The sequence below is a fragment of the Bradyrhizobium erythrophlei genome (assembly GCF_900142985.1).
Taxonomy (GTDB): domain Bacteria; phylum Pseudomonadota; class Alphaproteobacteria; order Rhizobiales; family Xanthobacteraceae; genus Bradyrhizobium; species Bradyrhizobium erythrophlei_B.
Map to the genome: position 1 here is coordinate 414,864 of NZ_LT670849.1, position 13,121 is coordinate 427,984.

The 13,121-nt window shown below is 62.0% G+C and carries 15 protein-coding genes and 1 pseudogene; 6 read left to right on the plus strand and 10 right to left on the minus strand.

Annotation, left to right across the window (positions count from 1 at the left end; translation table 11 throughout):
• Positions 1-93: 93 nt before the first annotated feature.
• From phnC to BUA38_RS01855, 6 genes and pseudogenes are all read left to right on the plus strand, one after another.
• The gene (gene phnC, locus BUA38_RS01835; RefSeq protein ID WP_072816371.1) at positions 94-849 is read left to right on the plus strand and encodes a phosphonate ABC transporter ATP-binding protein; all 756 of its coding nucleotides are present in this window, start codon (positions 94-96) and stop codon (positions 847-849) included.
• A 34-nt stretch (positions 850-883) separates the two neighbouring features.
• Positions 884-1,759: a phosphate/phosphite/phosphonate ABC transporter substrate-binding protein gene (gene phnD, locus BUA38_RS01840; protein ID WP_072816373.1), complete on the plus strand. Its 876-nt coding sequence runs from the start codon at positions 884-886 to the stop codon at positions 1,757-1,759.
• The gene (gene phnE / locus BUA38_RS01845; RefSeq protein WP_072816375.1) at positions 1,756-2,565 is read left to right on the plus strand and encodes a phosphonate ABC transporter, permease protein PhnE; all 810 of its coding nucleotides are present in this window, start codon (positions 1,756-1,758) and stop codon (positions 2,563-2,565) included. Before phnD ends, phnE begins: the two co-directional genes overlap by 4 nt.
• Positions 2,566-2,598: 33 nt before the next feature.
• Entirely contained in the window at positions 2,599-3,612 is a 1,014-nt protein-coding gene (locus tag BUA38_RS01850) for a phosphonate dehydrogenase (protein WP_244553176.1), read from the plus strand.
• A pseudogene (locus BUA38_RS38700) lies at positions 3,590-3,715 on the plus strand (LysR family transcriptional regulator); the annotation flags it as partial. The gene BUA38_RS01850 and the pseudogene BUA38_RS38700, both read left to right, overlap by 23 nt.
• Before the next feature lie 87 nt (positions 3,716-3,802).
• Positions 3,803-4,456, plus strand: a complete 654-nt coding sequence (locus tag BUA38_RS01855) for a LysR substrate-binding domain-containing protein (protein WP_244553177.1) — start codon at positions 3,803-3,805, stop codon at positions 4,454-4,456.
• Positions 4,457-4,473: 17 nt separating this feature from the next.
• Here BUA38_RS01855 and alkB read toward each other — a convergent pair whose 3' ends face one another.
• From alkB to BUA38_RS01905, 10 genes are read right to left on the minus strand one after another with little or no spacing between them, the layout of a single operon-like run.
• Positions 4,474-5,127: a DNA oxidative demethylase AlkB gene (gene alkB, locus BUA38_RS01860; RefSeq protein WP_072825745.1), complete on the minus strand. Its 654-nt coding sequence runs from the start codon at positions 5,125-5,127 to the stop codon at positions 4,474-4,476.
• A gap of 25 nt (positions 5,128-5,152) precedes the next feature.
• Positions 5,153-5,899 carry a 2OG-Fe(II) oxygenase gene (locus BUA38_RS01865; RefSeq protein WP_072816382.1) on the minus strand — a complete coding sequence of 249 codons (747 nt, stop codon included), beginning with the start codon at positions 5,897-5,899 and terminating at the stop codon, positions 5,153-5,155.
• A 47-nt stretch (positions 5,900-5,946) separates the two neighbouring features.
• Positions 5,947-6,636, minus strand: coding sequence for a DUF2848 domain-containing protein (locus BUA38_RS01870; RefSeq protein WP_072816385.1), 690 nt, complete (start codon positions 6,634-6,636; stop codon positions 5,947-5,949).
• Entirely contained in the window at positions 6,629-7,978 is a 1,350-nt protein-coding gene (locus BUA38_RS01875) for an amidase (RefSeq protein ID WP_072816387.1), read from the minus strand. The genes BUA38_RS01870 and BUA38_RS01875 overlap by 8 nt, the downstream gene beginning before the upstream one ends.
• Positions 7,979-8,001: 23 nt before the next feature.
• On the minus strand, positions 8,002-8,322 hold the full coding sequence (locus tag BUA38_RS01880; RefSeq protein WP_072816389.1) for an AtuA-related protein: 321 nt from the start codon (positions 8,320-8,322) through the stop codon (positions 8,002-8,004).
• A gap of 4 nt (positions 8,323-8,326) precedes the next feature.
• On the minus strand, positions 8,327-9,664 hold the full coding sequence (locus tag BUA38_RS01885) for an acyclic terpene utilization AtuA family protein (protein ID WP_072816391.1): 1,338 nt from the start codon (positions 9,662-9,664) through the stop codon (positions 8,327-8,329).
• Positions 9,664-10,377, minus strand: a complete 714-nt coding sequence (locus BUA38_RS01890) for an ABC transporter ATP-binding protein (RefSeq protein ID WP_072816393.1) — start codon at positions 10,375-10,377, stop codon at positions 9,664-9,666. The genes BUA38_RS01885 and BUA38_RS01890 overlap by 1 nt, the downstream gene beginning before the upstream one ends.
• On the minus strand, positions 10,367-11,095 hold the full coding sequence (locus BUA38_RS01895; protein WP_072816395.1) for an ABC transporter ATP-binding protein: 729 nt from the start codon (positions 11,093-11,095) through the stop codon (positions 10,367-10,369). Before BUA38_RS01895 ends, BUA38_RS01890 begins: the two co-directional genes overlap by 11 nt.
• The gene (locus BUA38_RS01900) at positions 11,085-12,005 is read right to left on the minus strand and encodes a branched-chain amino acid ABC transporter permease (RefSeq protein WP_072816397.1); all 921 of its coding nucleotides are present in this window, start codon (positions 12,003-12,005) and stop codon (positions 11,085-11,087) included. The genes BUA38_RS01895 and BUA38_RS01900 overlap by 11 nt, the downstream gene beginning before the upstream one ends.
• On the minus strand, positions 11,998-12,921 hold the full coding sequence (locus tag BUA38_RS01905; RefSeq protein WP_072816399.1) for a branched-chain amino acid ABC transporter permease: 924 nt from the start codon (positions 12,919-12,921) through the stop codon (positions 11,998-12,000). Before BUA38_RS01905 ends, BUA38_RS01900 begins: the two co-directional genes overlap by 8 nt.
• Between the last annotated feature and the right edge of the window lie 200 nt (positions 12,922-13,121).

Sequence of the window (13,121 nt, forward strand, 5' to 3'; positions counted from 1 at the left end):
TATTCGTTTTCTCCGAACAAATTGGCTTTCTGTTCGGAAAGTCCGATCGGGCTGGCCGCCTGAGGCAGGCGATCCGCTCCCGAGGTCCAAACGATGCTGCAGTTGCACTATGTTGCAATGACCTTTCCCAACGGCGTGAGAGCGGTCTTGCCGATCAGCCTTTCCGTCCCGAAGGGCCAGTTCCTCGTGCTGCTTGGCCCTTCGGGTGCGGGCAAATCGACATTGCTTCGTTGCCTGAACGGGCTGCTGAAGCCGACCCAGGGGGACGTCACGGTCGAAGGCCTAGGTTCCATCTTCAGCAATGCTCGCACGTTGCGCAAACATCGCATCCGTACGGGCATGATCTTCCAGCAGCATCATCTGATCGGCCGCCTCACAGCCCTGCAAAACGTCATGGTCGGCCGCCTCGGCGCACATAGCACGCTGAGGTCCTTATTTGCGCTGCCGCTGGCTGATCGGCTGCTCGCCTTGCAATCGCTGGAACGCGTGGGCCTGCTCGAACGTGCTCTTGATCGGGCAGACGAGCTTTCGGGAGGCCAACAGCAACGGATCGGGATCGCGAGAGCCATGGCACAAAAGCCGCAGTTCGTCCTTGCCGACGAACCCGTAGCCAGCCTTGATCCGGCAACCGGCGAACGCGTACTCGCGGATCTCCATCGCATCTGCCGGGAAGACGGCATCACCGCGATCGTCAGCCTCCATCAGATCGATCTCGCCCGCCAGTTCGCCGATCGGGTGATTGGACTGGCGAACGGCCGGATCGTCTACGAAGGCTCGGCCTTGCAACTGAGCCAGACAATTCTCGACCAAATTTATCTCGCAGCCCCGTCCCGGATGGCGGCGGCCTAGACGACAACGCCAGCGCATCGGATCGGATCAAGCCATGAAACGCAGAAGCTTCTTAGTCGCCTTCACGGTCGGCGGCCTGTCTCTTGCCTTCGACCATGCTTCCGGCCAGTCGGCGCCGAACCCCGCCAAGTTGCGGGTGGCGCTCCTCCCCGACGAGAACGCGTCCACGATTATCCAGAATGCGGCACCGTTGAAAGCCTATCTCGAGCACAGCCTCGGCAAGGACATCGAGCTCGTCGTCACCACCGACTATTCCTCGATGATCGAGGCGATGCGGTTCGGGCGGATCGAAGTCGCATATTTCGGTCCACTCTCCTACGTGCTGGCCAAGTCGAAAGCTCCCGAGATCGAACCGTTTGCCGTCGGCGTTTCGAAGGGCTCACCGACCTACAAGAGCGTCATCATCGCGCGGGCCGATGGCCCCGTGAAGACGCTCGCCGACATCAGGGGAAAGATGGTTGGATTTGGCGACTTCGCCTCCACGTCCAGCCACCTGATTCCGCGGGCACTGCTGGCCCGCGACGGCCTGATCGGCGACACCGACTACAAATATGTTCTCCTCGGAGCACATGATGCGGTCGCGCGTGCCGTGCAGTCGGGTCAAGTTCAGGCCGGCGGTCTTAGTCAGGAAATCTTCAAATCGCTGGTCGCCAAGGGTTCGATCGACGGCGACAAGTTGATCATTCTGGCAGAAAGTGATCCGATTCCGAATTATCCGATCACCATGCAGGGGTATCTGGCCCCCGAATTCAAGGTCTCGATCAGGAAGGCGTTCCTCGAGCTCAACGACAAGGACATTTTGAAGACGTTTCGCGCGGAAGGCTTCGTGGCGACGGACGACCACGCCTACGACATTCTGCGCGAAACAGCAAAGCTGCTCGATCTCGATCTTGCAAAGTTCAAGGGATGAACACTTCCGCCCCCTCACTCTACGACGACATCCTGGCTCGCGAAGGAGCGATGCGGCTCAAACGCGGCGCCGGTATATTTGTGATCATTATTCTGATCGTCGTTGCGATGGCGCTCACCGGCCTGCTTGATCCCCAGCGCTTCTTGGACGCTTGGCCGGCGATCAAGCAGCTATCCAGCGAAATGTTTCCGCCGGATTTCAGGCGTTATCAGAACTGGCTGAGGCCGCTTGCTGATACGTTGGCGATGTCGGTCGCAGGAACCGCCCTTGCCGTCTCGCTCTCGCTGTTGCTGGCCTTGTTTGCCGCCCGCAACACGACGCCCAACATCTTTGTTTACCATGCGACACGCACGCTCTTTAATCTGCTGCGATCGATCCCGGAACTCATCATGGGCATTATCTTCGTTGCCATGGTTGGCTTCGGGGCACTGCCCGGCGTGTTGGCGGTCGGTTTCCACTCAGTCGGAATGATCGGCAAGTTCTTCGCCGAAAGCATCGAGCATGTTGATCCAAAGCGGGTCGAGGCTGCCCGCGCGGCCGGCGCCTCGCCACTCCAGGTCGTCTTTCATGCGGTGCTGCCGCAGGTCCTGCCCCAGCTGGCGGACACCACTATTTATCGCTGGGAATACAATTTTCGCGCCTCGACCGTGCTCGGTGCGGTCGGTGCCGGCGGCATTGGCTTCGAATTGATCGCCGCACTCCGGGTGCTCGAATACGCGCAGGTATCGGCGCTTCTCATCTGTATTCTGATCTGCGTAACGATTGTCGACGGCATCGGCAGCGCGCTGCGAAGCTATCTCAAGTGAGCGAGTAATGTCTTGACAGGAAAACCGAAGATCGTGGCAACCAACCCAGTCTTTCCCGAGACACGGGCTCTGCTCGAAGAGCACGCAACGGTCGACGTCAACCCAACGGTTGAGCCGTGGACCTACGAAGAGGTGCGGCGACACTGCCGGGATGCAACCGCACTGCTCGCATTCATGACTGACAGGGTCGATGCGGAATTCCTCGCCGCCTGTCCAAACCTTCGCGTCATCGGAGCGGCGCTCAAGGGCTTCGACAACATCGACGTTCAAGCTGCGACGAACGCCGGGGTATGGCTCACCATTGTGCCGGATCTGTTGACCGTGCCAACCGCAGAGTTGACCATCGGCCTTATGCTTTCACTCGGGCGAAACATCATGGCCGGCGATCGAAATATCAAACAGCACGGCTTTCACGGCTGGCGCGCCGAGCTCTATGGAGCCGGCCTGGCGGGCAATACGGTTGGCATCGTCGGATTCGGCCTTGTCGGACAGGCGATTGCCGAACGTCTCGCTGGATTCGAGTGTCGTCTGTTGGCCTATGACCAATCGATGTCGGCAGCGATGGAGAAATTCTGGCAGCCCCGTGTCACGACGGCGAGCTTTCAGGAAGTAATCGCACGCTCCGATTACATCGTCTTGGCGTTGCCGCTAACCGCCGAGACCAGGCACATTATCAGTTCAAGAACGATTGCCGATATGAAGCCGGGCGCGCGACTGGTGAATCCGGCTCGCGGATCTCTGGTTGACGAGGCCGCAGTCGCCGACGCCATCGATCGCGGGCACCTGTCGGGCTATGCGGCTGACGTCTTCGAATGCGAAGACTGGGCTCTACAAAACCGCCCAAGGCGCATCGATCCGCGGCTTACGAATTCGTCGGCCCCGACCGTTTTCACACCCCACATTGGATCGGGCGTCACGGAGATCAGGCGCCAGATCGAGCTCTCGGCAGCGCGCAGCATCCTGGATGCGCTCGCCGGCCAGGTCCCGTTTGGCGCCGTCAACAATCCGGGCAAGCAGTTCGTTCATGCTCAATCTGGTGCACGCTAGGACATTTCTCGCCGTTCTCAGCGAGCGCGGCTTTCGCGCGGCGGCGCGAGGCCTCAAGCTATCGCCCTCGACCGTCGTCGAGCATATCAAGCAGCTCGAGGCAGATCTGGCCGCGCCGTTGCTTGTACGCCGGCGCGGGATTGTCGAAGCTACCGCTCACGGCGCGGTGTTTGCGCCACTTGCCCGCGCGATGGTCGAGACGGCCGAGCGCAGTCGAGCCATTGTTGCTCAGGCTGCCTTACGGATCGCCGCGTCCAGCAACATTGGCACCTATCTGCTGCAATCAATGCTGGCCGAGTTTCAGGCCGCCAATCCGATACCGGTCGATCTCTGGATCGGCGCCAACCCCGAGGTTGCCGAGCGTCTGAAAAATGGACGTGCCGACGTGGCGCTGATGGAATGGTGGAGCGATCAGCCGGGCTTTTGCGAGTACGGCTGGCGGAAGGAGCCACTGGTTATCATTGTCGCGCCCGACCATCCTTGGGCAGCACGCAATGGCGTCGAGGCTGAGGAGCTCGCAGGCCAGATCCTGTTGGGCGGCGAACCTGGAACAGGAACGAACACGATCCTGAGGAAACAACTCGGTGCCGTCGCGGGTACGGCCGTCGGCGGCTTGGGAAATACGGAGGCGGTCAAACGGGCTGTCCGCGCCGGTCGAGGCATCTCGCTTGTCATCGCAGCGGCGGTGACGGATGAAATCAAAGCGGGCCAGCTCGTCGCAGTGCCGCTCAGCGGAATTGAACTCACGAAAGAATTGAAAATCATTTCGCCGGCCGGATTGCCGGAAGCTGCGCCCGCTTCGCGCTTTGTCGGCCATGTTCTCAGCAATGCTTGTTCTGGTTGAGCCGCCATGTCGGTCAATCACCGAATTTTGCGGAACGTCAGATTGAGACGCTGCGGTCCCATCAGGGGATGATTGCCTTCCGCAAGCGGTGCGACGCCGTGATAGAACAACCGCGACGGCCCGCCCCACACCGCGATATCGCCGTGCTCCAGGCGAAAACGGCGCGGCTTGTCGCTTCGCTTCAGGCCGCCGAACATAAAGATTGCAGGCAGGCCCAATGACACCGAAACGATCGGTGCGCCAAAATCGAGTTCGTCCTTGTCCTGGTGCAACGACATCTTCGCACCGGGAACGTAGCGGTTGATCAGGCAAACGTCCGGCGCAAATCCGGCAAAACCTCCGCTTAGCGCGGCACTATCGGCGAGCTCTCGAAGCATTGGAGGCATCGCCGGCCACGGCTTGCCGGTTTCGGGATCGTCAGGACTATAGCGGTAGCCGCTGCGGTCGGTGACCCAGCCCCCGCTGCCGCAATTGGTCATCGCAACCGACATCCGATGCCCGCCCGGGGTGAACATGCGCCGGAACGGCGCAACCGCCACGATGTCGCGCAGTGCGGCGATCAGCTCCGCTTCACGGTCACCGACGAAGGAGCGCAAGAGCACGGCGCCTTCGGCCATCTCTTCCCGTGAAGCCCGCACAATGGGAAGGCAAGAAAACAGATCCGCCGTCAACGTCACCGACCCTCACAACAATTCGTCACTTGGCATCATGGAAGATCACGCCGACCGTATGACGGCGGCCGGAACGGAGCCGGCTGACGCCGTGACGCATATTGACACGATAGACACCACGCGTCCCCTGCACCGGGCGGACATGCACAGCAAACGCCACGCCGTCACCCTGGCGCAGCGGTACCACTTCCGCACGCGACTGCATCCGCGGCCGCTGCTCGGTCAGCACGAACTCGCCGCCTTCGAAATCACGACGGGGTTCCGACAACAGGATCGCCACCTGCAACGGGAACACATGCTCGCCATAGAGGTCCTGATGCAGGCAGTTGTAGTCACCCTCCTCGTATTGCAGGAGCAGCGGCGTCGGCCGGAGCTGGCCCGCTTTGTGGCAGCGCTCCAGAAATGCCTCGTGGCTTTCGGGATAGCGGATATCGATCCCCATCGCTTGATTCCAGCTGTTAGCGATGGATTGAAGGCGGGCGTAGAGCAGCGGCCGTAATTCCGCAATCGGCTCCGGCAGCGGGTAGGCGAAATACTTGTATTCGCCGCGACCGAATCCGTGGCGGCCCATCACAACCCGGCTGCGAAAGATCTTGTCCTCGGGATAGAGTTCAGCCAACGCGCGGCATTCGTCGGCCGTGAGCAATCCCTTCAGCACGGTGCAACCCTGTGCATCGAGATCGCCCGCAGCCTTGCTCCAGTCGATCGCCGCCACACGGGCGGCAGCGTCGGATTCAAATCCGGGCGTGGTCTTTTGTGCTGATGTCTTCATGCCAGCACCGTCGCAAGTCAGGAGCCCTGGAGCCACCCGATTTCCGGCTAACCCAGCACGGGTAGCTCGACGACATCATAGGCGTGGCGGATGCTGCGCTTCAGGACGGGGTCCTCAAGTTCGCACTCGAACCGGCTGGACGGCCGGATGCCGCCCTTGGCGGCAAACGTGCCGCCGAACATGGCGCAACCGTCCGGCAGCTTGCCGCCGGCAAAGCCGCGCTTGAGCAGTTCCGAGACCGGCAGCATCGCCTCCAGCGTACCCTCCTGATAGAGCTCCCGCTTGCCCGCGATCCAGGCATGGGAACGCAGGATCAGGCGGTCCCAATGACCGATGACGTCTTCGAGTTCCCACAATGTCGAGGCCATCGGCTTGTCGCACATCTGCTTCGACACCGTGACGCTGTAGCCCTCAACCTTGCGGTCGGTATGGTCGGAGCCGAGGCCGACGAAGGTCCGGCCCTGCCAGCCGACCAGAACGAACTCGACCTCGCCGCTGGAATTTCCGCCGCAGACCTCGATGCTGTCTTCCTGTGTCAGCCGCCGCGCCGAGCAACGGTAATAGATCGGTGTCGTTGCCGGCCGCGCGATGCCGATCGCCTCAAGCTCGGCGATGTGCTTGTCGCGCGCGACCGGATCACGCCCGGTCCAGCCGGCGATCACCGCCTGGTCGATCGCAAGCGTCAGCGGCGTGGTGCCGCCATCCCTGGTTTCGATGGTAAAGGTCAGGTCAAACATGGAGTGCAGCCTCCACGCCGGCCGCGAGTTCGAAGATACGGCGGTCCGAACCGCCGGCCGCGGCCAGCATGAAGCCGACCGGCGCTTCGCCATGGCGATGGCACGGCAGTGAAATGGCGCAGCCATCCATCATGTTGATCAGTGTACAATTGCGCAAGGAAAGCAGGTTCGCCTTCGTGAACGCATGGTCATCGGCGAGATCGGAGATGCGCGGCGGCGTGATCGCGCAAGTCGGCATCACCACAGCGTCATAGGGGGATATCCGCGCATTCGCGCGCGCGATCATCGATGTTCGCGCCTGGAGAATATCGATGTAGTCGGCAGCCGTGATCGCTTCGCCGCGCACGATGCGCGAGGAGACGCGGGGATCGTAGATATCGCCGTGGTTCTCGATCAGGTAGCGGTGCCAGGCGTAGCTTTCAGCCGCGGCAAAGCCGCCCTTGCTGTTCATGACGGCGACATCGAGAAATTCGGGCACCTCGATTCGTTCGATCGATGCACCCAGCCTCGACAGTTTCTCGAGCGTTCGCTCGAAAGCCCGCGCCACCTGATCGTCGAGATCGTCGAGCGCCACCGTCGTCGGTACCGCGAACCGCATGCCCTTGACGGCGCGCGGCTGTAGCGGCCGCACCGGCTCGTCAGCGATCACGGCATCGAGCACCGCGCAGCACTCGACAGTGCGCGCAAGCGGTCCGAAGCTGTCGAGCGTAAACGATAACGGCACGCCACCGTCGCGCGGAACGCGCTGCTGCGTCGGTTTGAAGCCGACGATGCCATTATAAGCGGCCGGAATCCGGCACGAGCCCCCGGTATCTGATCCGAGCGCGCCATGGGCCATGCCGTCGGCGACCGATACCGCCGCGCCCGACGATGAACCGCCGGGCACATGTCCGACCTCGCGTTGCCAGACGCTCTTCGGCGTACCGTAATGCGGATTGATACCGATGCCCGAATAGGCGAACTCGGTCATGTTGGTGCGGCCGATCAGGATGAAGCCAGCGCGCCGCAGGCGCGACACCACCGGCGCGTCGGCCTCGGCGGCCGGTGAATCATCGAGCGCCCGCGAACCGGCGCGCGTGACCTGGCCCTTGATGTCGAACAAATCCTTGATCGAGATTGGAATGCCGGCAAACGGCGACGGCGCGGCGCGGACTTCGCGAAGCCGGTCCATGGCCTTGGCTGCTTCGATCGAAGCCTCGACATCGACGTGGACAAAGGCACGGCCTCCTTCACCCGATTTGTCGGCGATCTTGGCCAGACACTCGTCGACAAGCTTGCGCGCGTTGGTGCGCCCGCTTTCGAGATCGGCCGCCAGGGAGGTCAGTGTCGGGGTCTTCTGCATGATTATTGGTTCTCGTCGATCAGCTATGGTCTATCGGGTAGAGCATCGATCTCCAGATCGAGCAAGGCAGAGCTCAGCGATTTGCCATGCGCGTCGAGCGCCAGCGAGCGCGTTACGCCGCCTCCCAGCGCCTTGTCCATCACGAAGTTGAGCGCGAATATTTTGGGCAGCTCATAGCGGACCACCTCGCCTTCGACCACGCCGACGAAATGCGCCTTCACGCGGTCGGGGGTCACCTGCGCGAGCAGCAGCGGATAGTGCTTCGCATCGTAGGCGATGACGGAGATGTTGGAGATATTGCCCTTGTCGCCGGTGCGGGAATGGGCGATCTCGCGGAGCTTCATGCCATCAACTCCCGACGAACTGCACTTGCGGTTTCGCCAGCTCGCGCGGCAACAGCACGGAAGCGACCGCCACGACGTCGCGCGCTGACTTGACAGCCCCGCCCCCGCCGGCCGGGCCGTTGGTATAAAGCGTTTCGACCTCGTTGCCGATCCGGACGGCTTCACGCAGGTTGTCGGTGCGCCCGGTGACGCGAATGCGCACCTCATAGGGTTCATTGGCGCGCGAGGAAGCCTGTGCACCATGCAGGGAATCGACGCCGATCAGGTCGAACCGCAATTCGTTCGTTACGACGCCCGTGAGCTTCAGCCGTTCGCGAACGATATCGAGCGCGAGCCGGCCGCGCGCCAGCGCGCCGGGACCGGCATAGGACATCTGGCCTTCGCCGATGAAGCTGTCGACATAACCGACCGAGATTTTAAGCGTCGGCGGGCGCTCGCGACCCCGTCCGCCGCTGATCCGCACGCGGTCCTTGCCGATCTCCTCGATCTCGACTTGCGAGAAATCCGCAATCACATCCGGCTGCATATATCTGACGGGATCGTGCACCTCGTAGAGCAGTTGCTCCTTGCAGGTCTGCGCGGTGACCGCGCCGCCGGAGCCCTCGACCTTGGTGATGATGAGACTGCCGTCCTCGCCGACTTCGCCGATCGGAAAGCCAAGCCGCGCGAGGCCCTCGACGTCCTTGAACGTGGGATCGGCGAAATAGCCGCCGGTGACCTGGCCCGCGCATTCCAGCATGTGGCCAGCGACGATGCCCTTGCCAAGCAGGTTCCAGTCGTCCATCGGCCAGCCGAAGGCGTGGATCAGTGGCGCAAGGAAAAGCGCGGGATCGGAGGCGCGGCCGGTGATCACGACGTCGGCGCCACCGCTCAGCGCTTCGGCCATCGGAGCCGCGCCGAGATAGGCGTTAGCCGAGATCAGGCGGTTGCCGAACTGACTGATCCTGCCGTCGAACTCCATGATCGGCAGATCGCCCTGCTTGCAGGCGTCGAGAACGTCGTCACCGACGACCGCCGCGACTTTCAAGGAAAGACCCAATGATTTTGCGATCGCCGCCGTCTTGCGGGCGGCCGCGAGCGGATTGGCCGCGCCCATATTGGTGACGATCTTGATGCCCTTGGCGGCGCAGACCGGCAGCACTGCACGCATCCGCTCCTCGAGCAACGGATCGAAGCCGCTTTCCGGATTCTTCATTCGCGCCTGCTGGGCAAGGGCGACCGTGCGCTCGCCCAGGCATTCGAACACCAGGTATTGAATGTCGCCCTTTTCGGCGAGTTCCACCGCGGGCTCGATGCGATCGCCCGAGTAACCCGCGCCTGACCCGATCCGGATGGTTCGCATCACTTCAGTCCGAAATACGCCCGCCGCAGCGCCTCATTGTCGGTCATCTCGGCCACGGTTCCGGAAAACCGGATGCGGCCACCTTCGAGCACAAACACGCGGGTCGCGACCTCAAGGAAGCCGATATTCTGCTCTGCGATCAACAAAGCCAATCCCCTGCCGCGCAGGTCGCTCAGGATCCGGATGACTTCCTTGACGAATAATGGCGACAATCCGGCCGATGGCTCGTCCATTACCAACAAGCGAGGTTCGGCCGCCAAGGCCTTGGCGATCCCGAGCATTTTCCGCTGACCGCCGGAAAGGCTCGACGCCGGGTTCCGCCGCTTGTCGCGCAGCACCGGAAAGGTCTCATAGAGCTCGTCAATGTTGGGGCTGGGGTGCCCGATCGCCTGCGCGCCGATGCGGATGTTTTCCTCGATCGACAAATCAGGAAAAACGGCGAGTTCCGACATGTAGGTCATGCCGAGCCGCATCCGTTCACTGGAACGCATCCGTGTCACGTCCGCCCCGCCCAATCGGATGTGGCCGTGCCGCGCCTCGATCAGCCCGACCAGCGATTTCAGGAAAGTGGTCTTGCCGGCGCCGTTGGTGCCGAGCAGCAGCACGGTCTCGCCGGCTCGAACCTCGAGGTCGACGCCCCATAGCACCTGCATGGTGCCGTAGCCGGCGTCGACGCCCTGCGCCGTCAGCAGGGGCGCAGTCTCAGGCGGCATGCTCGCCTCCCAGGAACACCTCGATCACCTGCGGAACCTTGACCGCGACCGCAAGCTTGCCCTCGAAAATCTCCTTGCCGGCATTCATGACAATGACGCGGTCGGTGATGTGCTCGATGAATCCCATGAGATGCTCGACAACGATGATCGCCATCCCGCTTTTGGCCAAGGCCTTGATGCGCTCGGTGACCCAGTCGAGTTCCGCCGGATTGAGGCCGGCCGCGAGTTCGTCGAGCAGCAACAGCCGCGGCCGCGTGGCAAGCGCGCGTACGAGATCGAGCATCTTCTGCTGCGAGCTGTTGAGATCTGCCGCCGGACGGTCCGCGAGCTCGGCGAGCCGGTATTCCTCCAACAGGTCAGCCATGGCCGGCACATCCGTAGCCCCGCCATAGGCCAAAGCGACTTCGACATTCTGCCGCACCGTCAGCGAGAGAAACGGCTTTGGAATCTGGAACGTGCGATTGATGCCGCGATGAACGAGCTTGTGCGAGGCGACGCCGCCGATCGATCCGCCTTCCAGCACAATCTCGCCACCGTCGGGAGCATAAAGGCCGGAGATCACGTTGATCGCGGTGGTCTTGCCGGAGCCATTGGGACCGACCAGTCCCAGGATCTCACCGGAGGAGACGTGGAAGCTCAAGCCGTCCAATGCGTAGAAGCCGCCGAAGCGTTTCTCGAGTTTTGAGACGTTGAGAAGAGGTGCGTTCTCAGGGGACATGCCAGCCCCTTCGCGTTGCGAGCGACACCAGCCCTGCCGGCAGGAACAGCACGAGCCCCATGATCAGGAGGCCATAGATCAGCTGAAAATATTGCGGCGTGGTGAAGCCGATCAGATTGTAGATGCCGTAAAGGATGATCACGCCGACGATCGGGCCCGAGATCGAGGCAACGCCGCCGAACAGCGCGAACACGATCGCGAAAATGCTGAACTCGCCGCTGAAGACGTTGTCGGGATAGAACACCGAGACGTACCAGGCATAGACGCCGCCGGCGAGACCGGCGACCAGCGCCGATGTCAGCCAGGCGATGATGCGCATGCGCACGACATTGACGCCAGCCATCGCGGCACTGACGGAATCTTCCCGCACCGCCTGCAAGGCGAGGCCGAAGCGCGAGTTTTTCAGGAATACGACCGCGCCCAATGTCAGCGCCAGCACGACCAGCGCCGCCGCATAGGCATAAGTGGGGTTGAACGTGCCGGTGAGCGAAACGCCGTACGGTCCGCGGGTGATCGGCTCGAGCGCCGGGTTGGCGATGAAATGAAGGACCGCGAGCGACGCGGCAAGATTGGCGATCGCGAAATAAGCGCCCGAAAGCCTCAGCAATGGCGTGAGCAGCAGTCCGAGCGCGACGCCGACAAGGCCTCCGACCAGCACCGCCAGCACGGCCGGGGCCTGGAAATGCATCACCAGCACCGCAAAGCCGTAGGCGCCGGCGCCGAAGAAGCCGACATAGCCGAACGGCAGATAGCCGGTGAAGCCGTAGATGATGTTCACGCCCTGGGCGAGGATCAGGAAGATCACGAAGTTGAACAGCAGCAGATGGTTTTGATAGACGCCGGGCAACACCGCGAAGACGACCAACAGCGGCAACGCGACAAACAAAGTATGCTTAAGAGAGCTAGGCAACGCGCACCCGCCTTCCGAGCAGGCCGCTCGGGCGCAACAGCAAGATACAGATCAGCAAGACATAGGGCAGCAGATCAGCCCAGGAGCTCAAGTAAGTCTGCACCACCATGTAGCAGATGCCGTAGACGACGCCGCCAAGCGCGGTACCCAGGGGATTGCCGAGCGAACCCAGCACCACGATGGTAAACGACGTGACGGTGGCGTCACCGCCAAAGGCCGGCGTCACCGAGCCGAACATGAAGGGCGCGAAGATGCCGGCGACCGCGGCGAGCCCCAGCCCGATGCCGAAGGCCGCAGCCGAGACGCGATCGACATCGATCCCGGTTGAAAACGCCTCGTCGCGTCGCGACATCACCGCGCGTGTCAGCGTGCCGAGCCTAGTTTGATAGAGATAGATGTAGACGAAACCGATCGCGACTAGACTGGTGATGGCGGCGATCACCCAGGGCGTCGGAAACCCCTGCCCCAAAATCTGCACCGGCCCGCTACCTTCCGTGCCGCCGAACCATTTGACCTTGATCGAGGAAAACACCGTGCCGAGCGCACGGCTTGGAATCGAACGCTCGCTGGTGCCGAGGAAGATCGTGGTGATCGCTTCGATAACCTGCGACAGGCCGAAGAACAGGATGATCGACAGCATTTCCGGATTGGTCGAACCCTGAAGCCGTGGCACCAATACCCAATAAAGAAGCAGGCCCGCGATCAGGAAGATCACGAAAGCGAGCGGTACCGCAAACAACGGATCAACCCCGAACAGGCCGACGACGCCGACGGCGATGAAGGCGCCCAGCATCAGGCAGTCGCCATGCGCGAGATTGACGATGCGCATGACGCCGAACACGAGGTTGAGACCAATACCGACCAGGCTGAAGTACAATCCGAAGAGAACGCCTGCGACCAGCGCATAGACTAGCATCGAGGCGTTACTCCTCTTAGTACCGCCGATCTGAAGTCCCTGCACCACAAGCGGCGAGTCCAATCAGGGACTTCAGATCGATGAAGCGGTACTAGATTCAATAAGTTTGCTAGTGCCCATGACTTTCCGAAGTTCGTGACGGTGGGTGCTGCAATGGAGCTCGAACTTCGGAAGGTGGGCGCTAGCTGTTCAAAACAGAG

What these genes read in the sequence shown, in the direction of transcription:
- phnC (WP_072816371.1), top strand. Translation starts at nt 94, where the DNA reads ATGCTGCAGTTGCACTATGTTGCAATGACCTTTCCCAACGGCGTGAGA.
- phnD (WP_072816373.1), top strand. Translation starts at nt 884, where the DNA reads ATGAAACGCAGAAGCTTCTTAGTCGCCTTCACGGTCGGCGGCCTGTCT.
- phnE (WP_072816375.1), top strand. Translation starts at nt 1,756, where the DNA reads ATGAACACTTCCGCCCCCTCACTCTACGACGACATCCTGGCTCGCGAA.
- BUA38_RS01855 (WP_244553177.1), top strand. Translation starts at nt 3,803, where the DNA reads ATGGTCGAGACGGCCGAGCGCAGTCGAGCCATTGTTGCTCAGGCTGCC.
- BUA38_RS01865 (WP_072816382.1), bottom strand. Translation starts at nt 5,899, where the DNA reads ATGAAGACATCAGCACAAAAGACCACGCCCGGATTTGAATCCGACGCT.
- BUA38_RS01870 (WP_072816385.1), bottom strand. Translation starts at nt 6,636, where the DNA reads ATGTTTGACCTGACCTTTACCATCGAAACCAGGGATGGCGGCACCACG.
- BUA38_RS01875 (WP_072816387.1), bottom strand. Translation starts at nt 7,978, where the DNA reads ATGCAGAAGACCCCGACACTGACCTCCCTGGCGGCCGATCTCGAAAGC.
- BUA38_RS01880 (WP_072816389.1), bottom strand. Translation starts at nt 8,322, where the DNA reads ATGAAGCTCCGCGAGATCGCCCATTCCCGCACCGGCGACAAGGGCAAT.
- BUA38_RS01885 (WP_072816391.1), bottom strand. Translation starts at nt 9,664, where the DNA reads ATGCGAACCATCCGGATCGGGTCAGGCGCGGGTTACTCGGGCGATCGC.
- BUA38_RS01890 (WP_072816393.1), bottom strand. Translation starts at nt 10,377, where the DNA reads ATGCCGCCTGAGACTGCGCCCCTGCTGACGGCGCAGGGCGTCGACGCC.
- BUA38_RS01895 (WP_072816395.1), bottom strand. Translation starts at nt 11,095, where the DNA reads ATGTCCCCTGAGAACGCACCTCTTCTCAACGTCTCAAAACTCGAGAAA.
- BUA38_RS01905 (WP_072816399.1), bottom strand. Translation starts at nt 12,921, where the DNA reads ATGCTAGTCTATGCGCTGGTCGCAGGCGTTCTCTTCGGATTGTACTTC.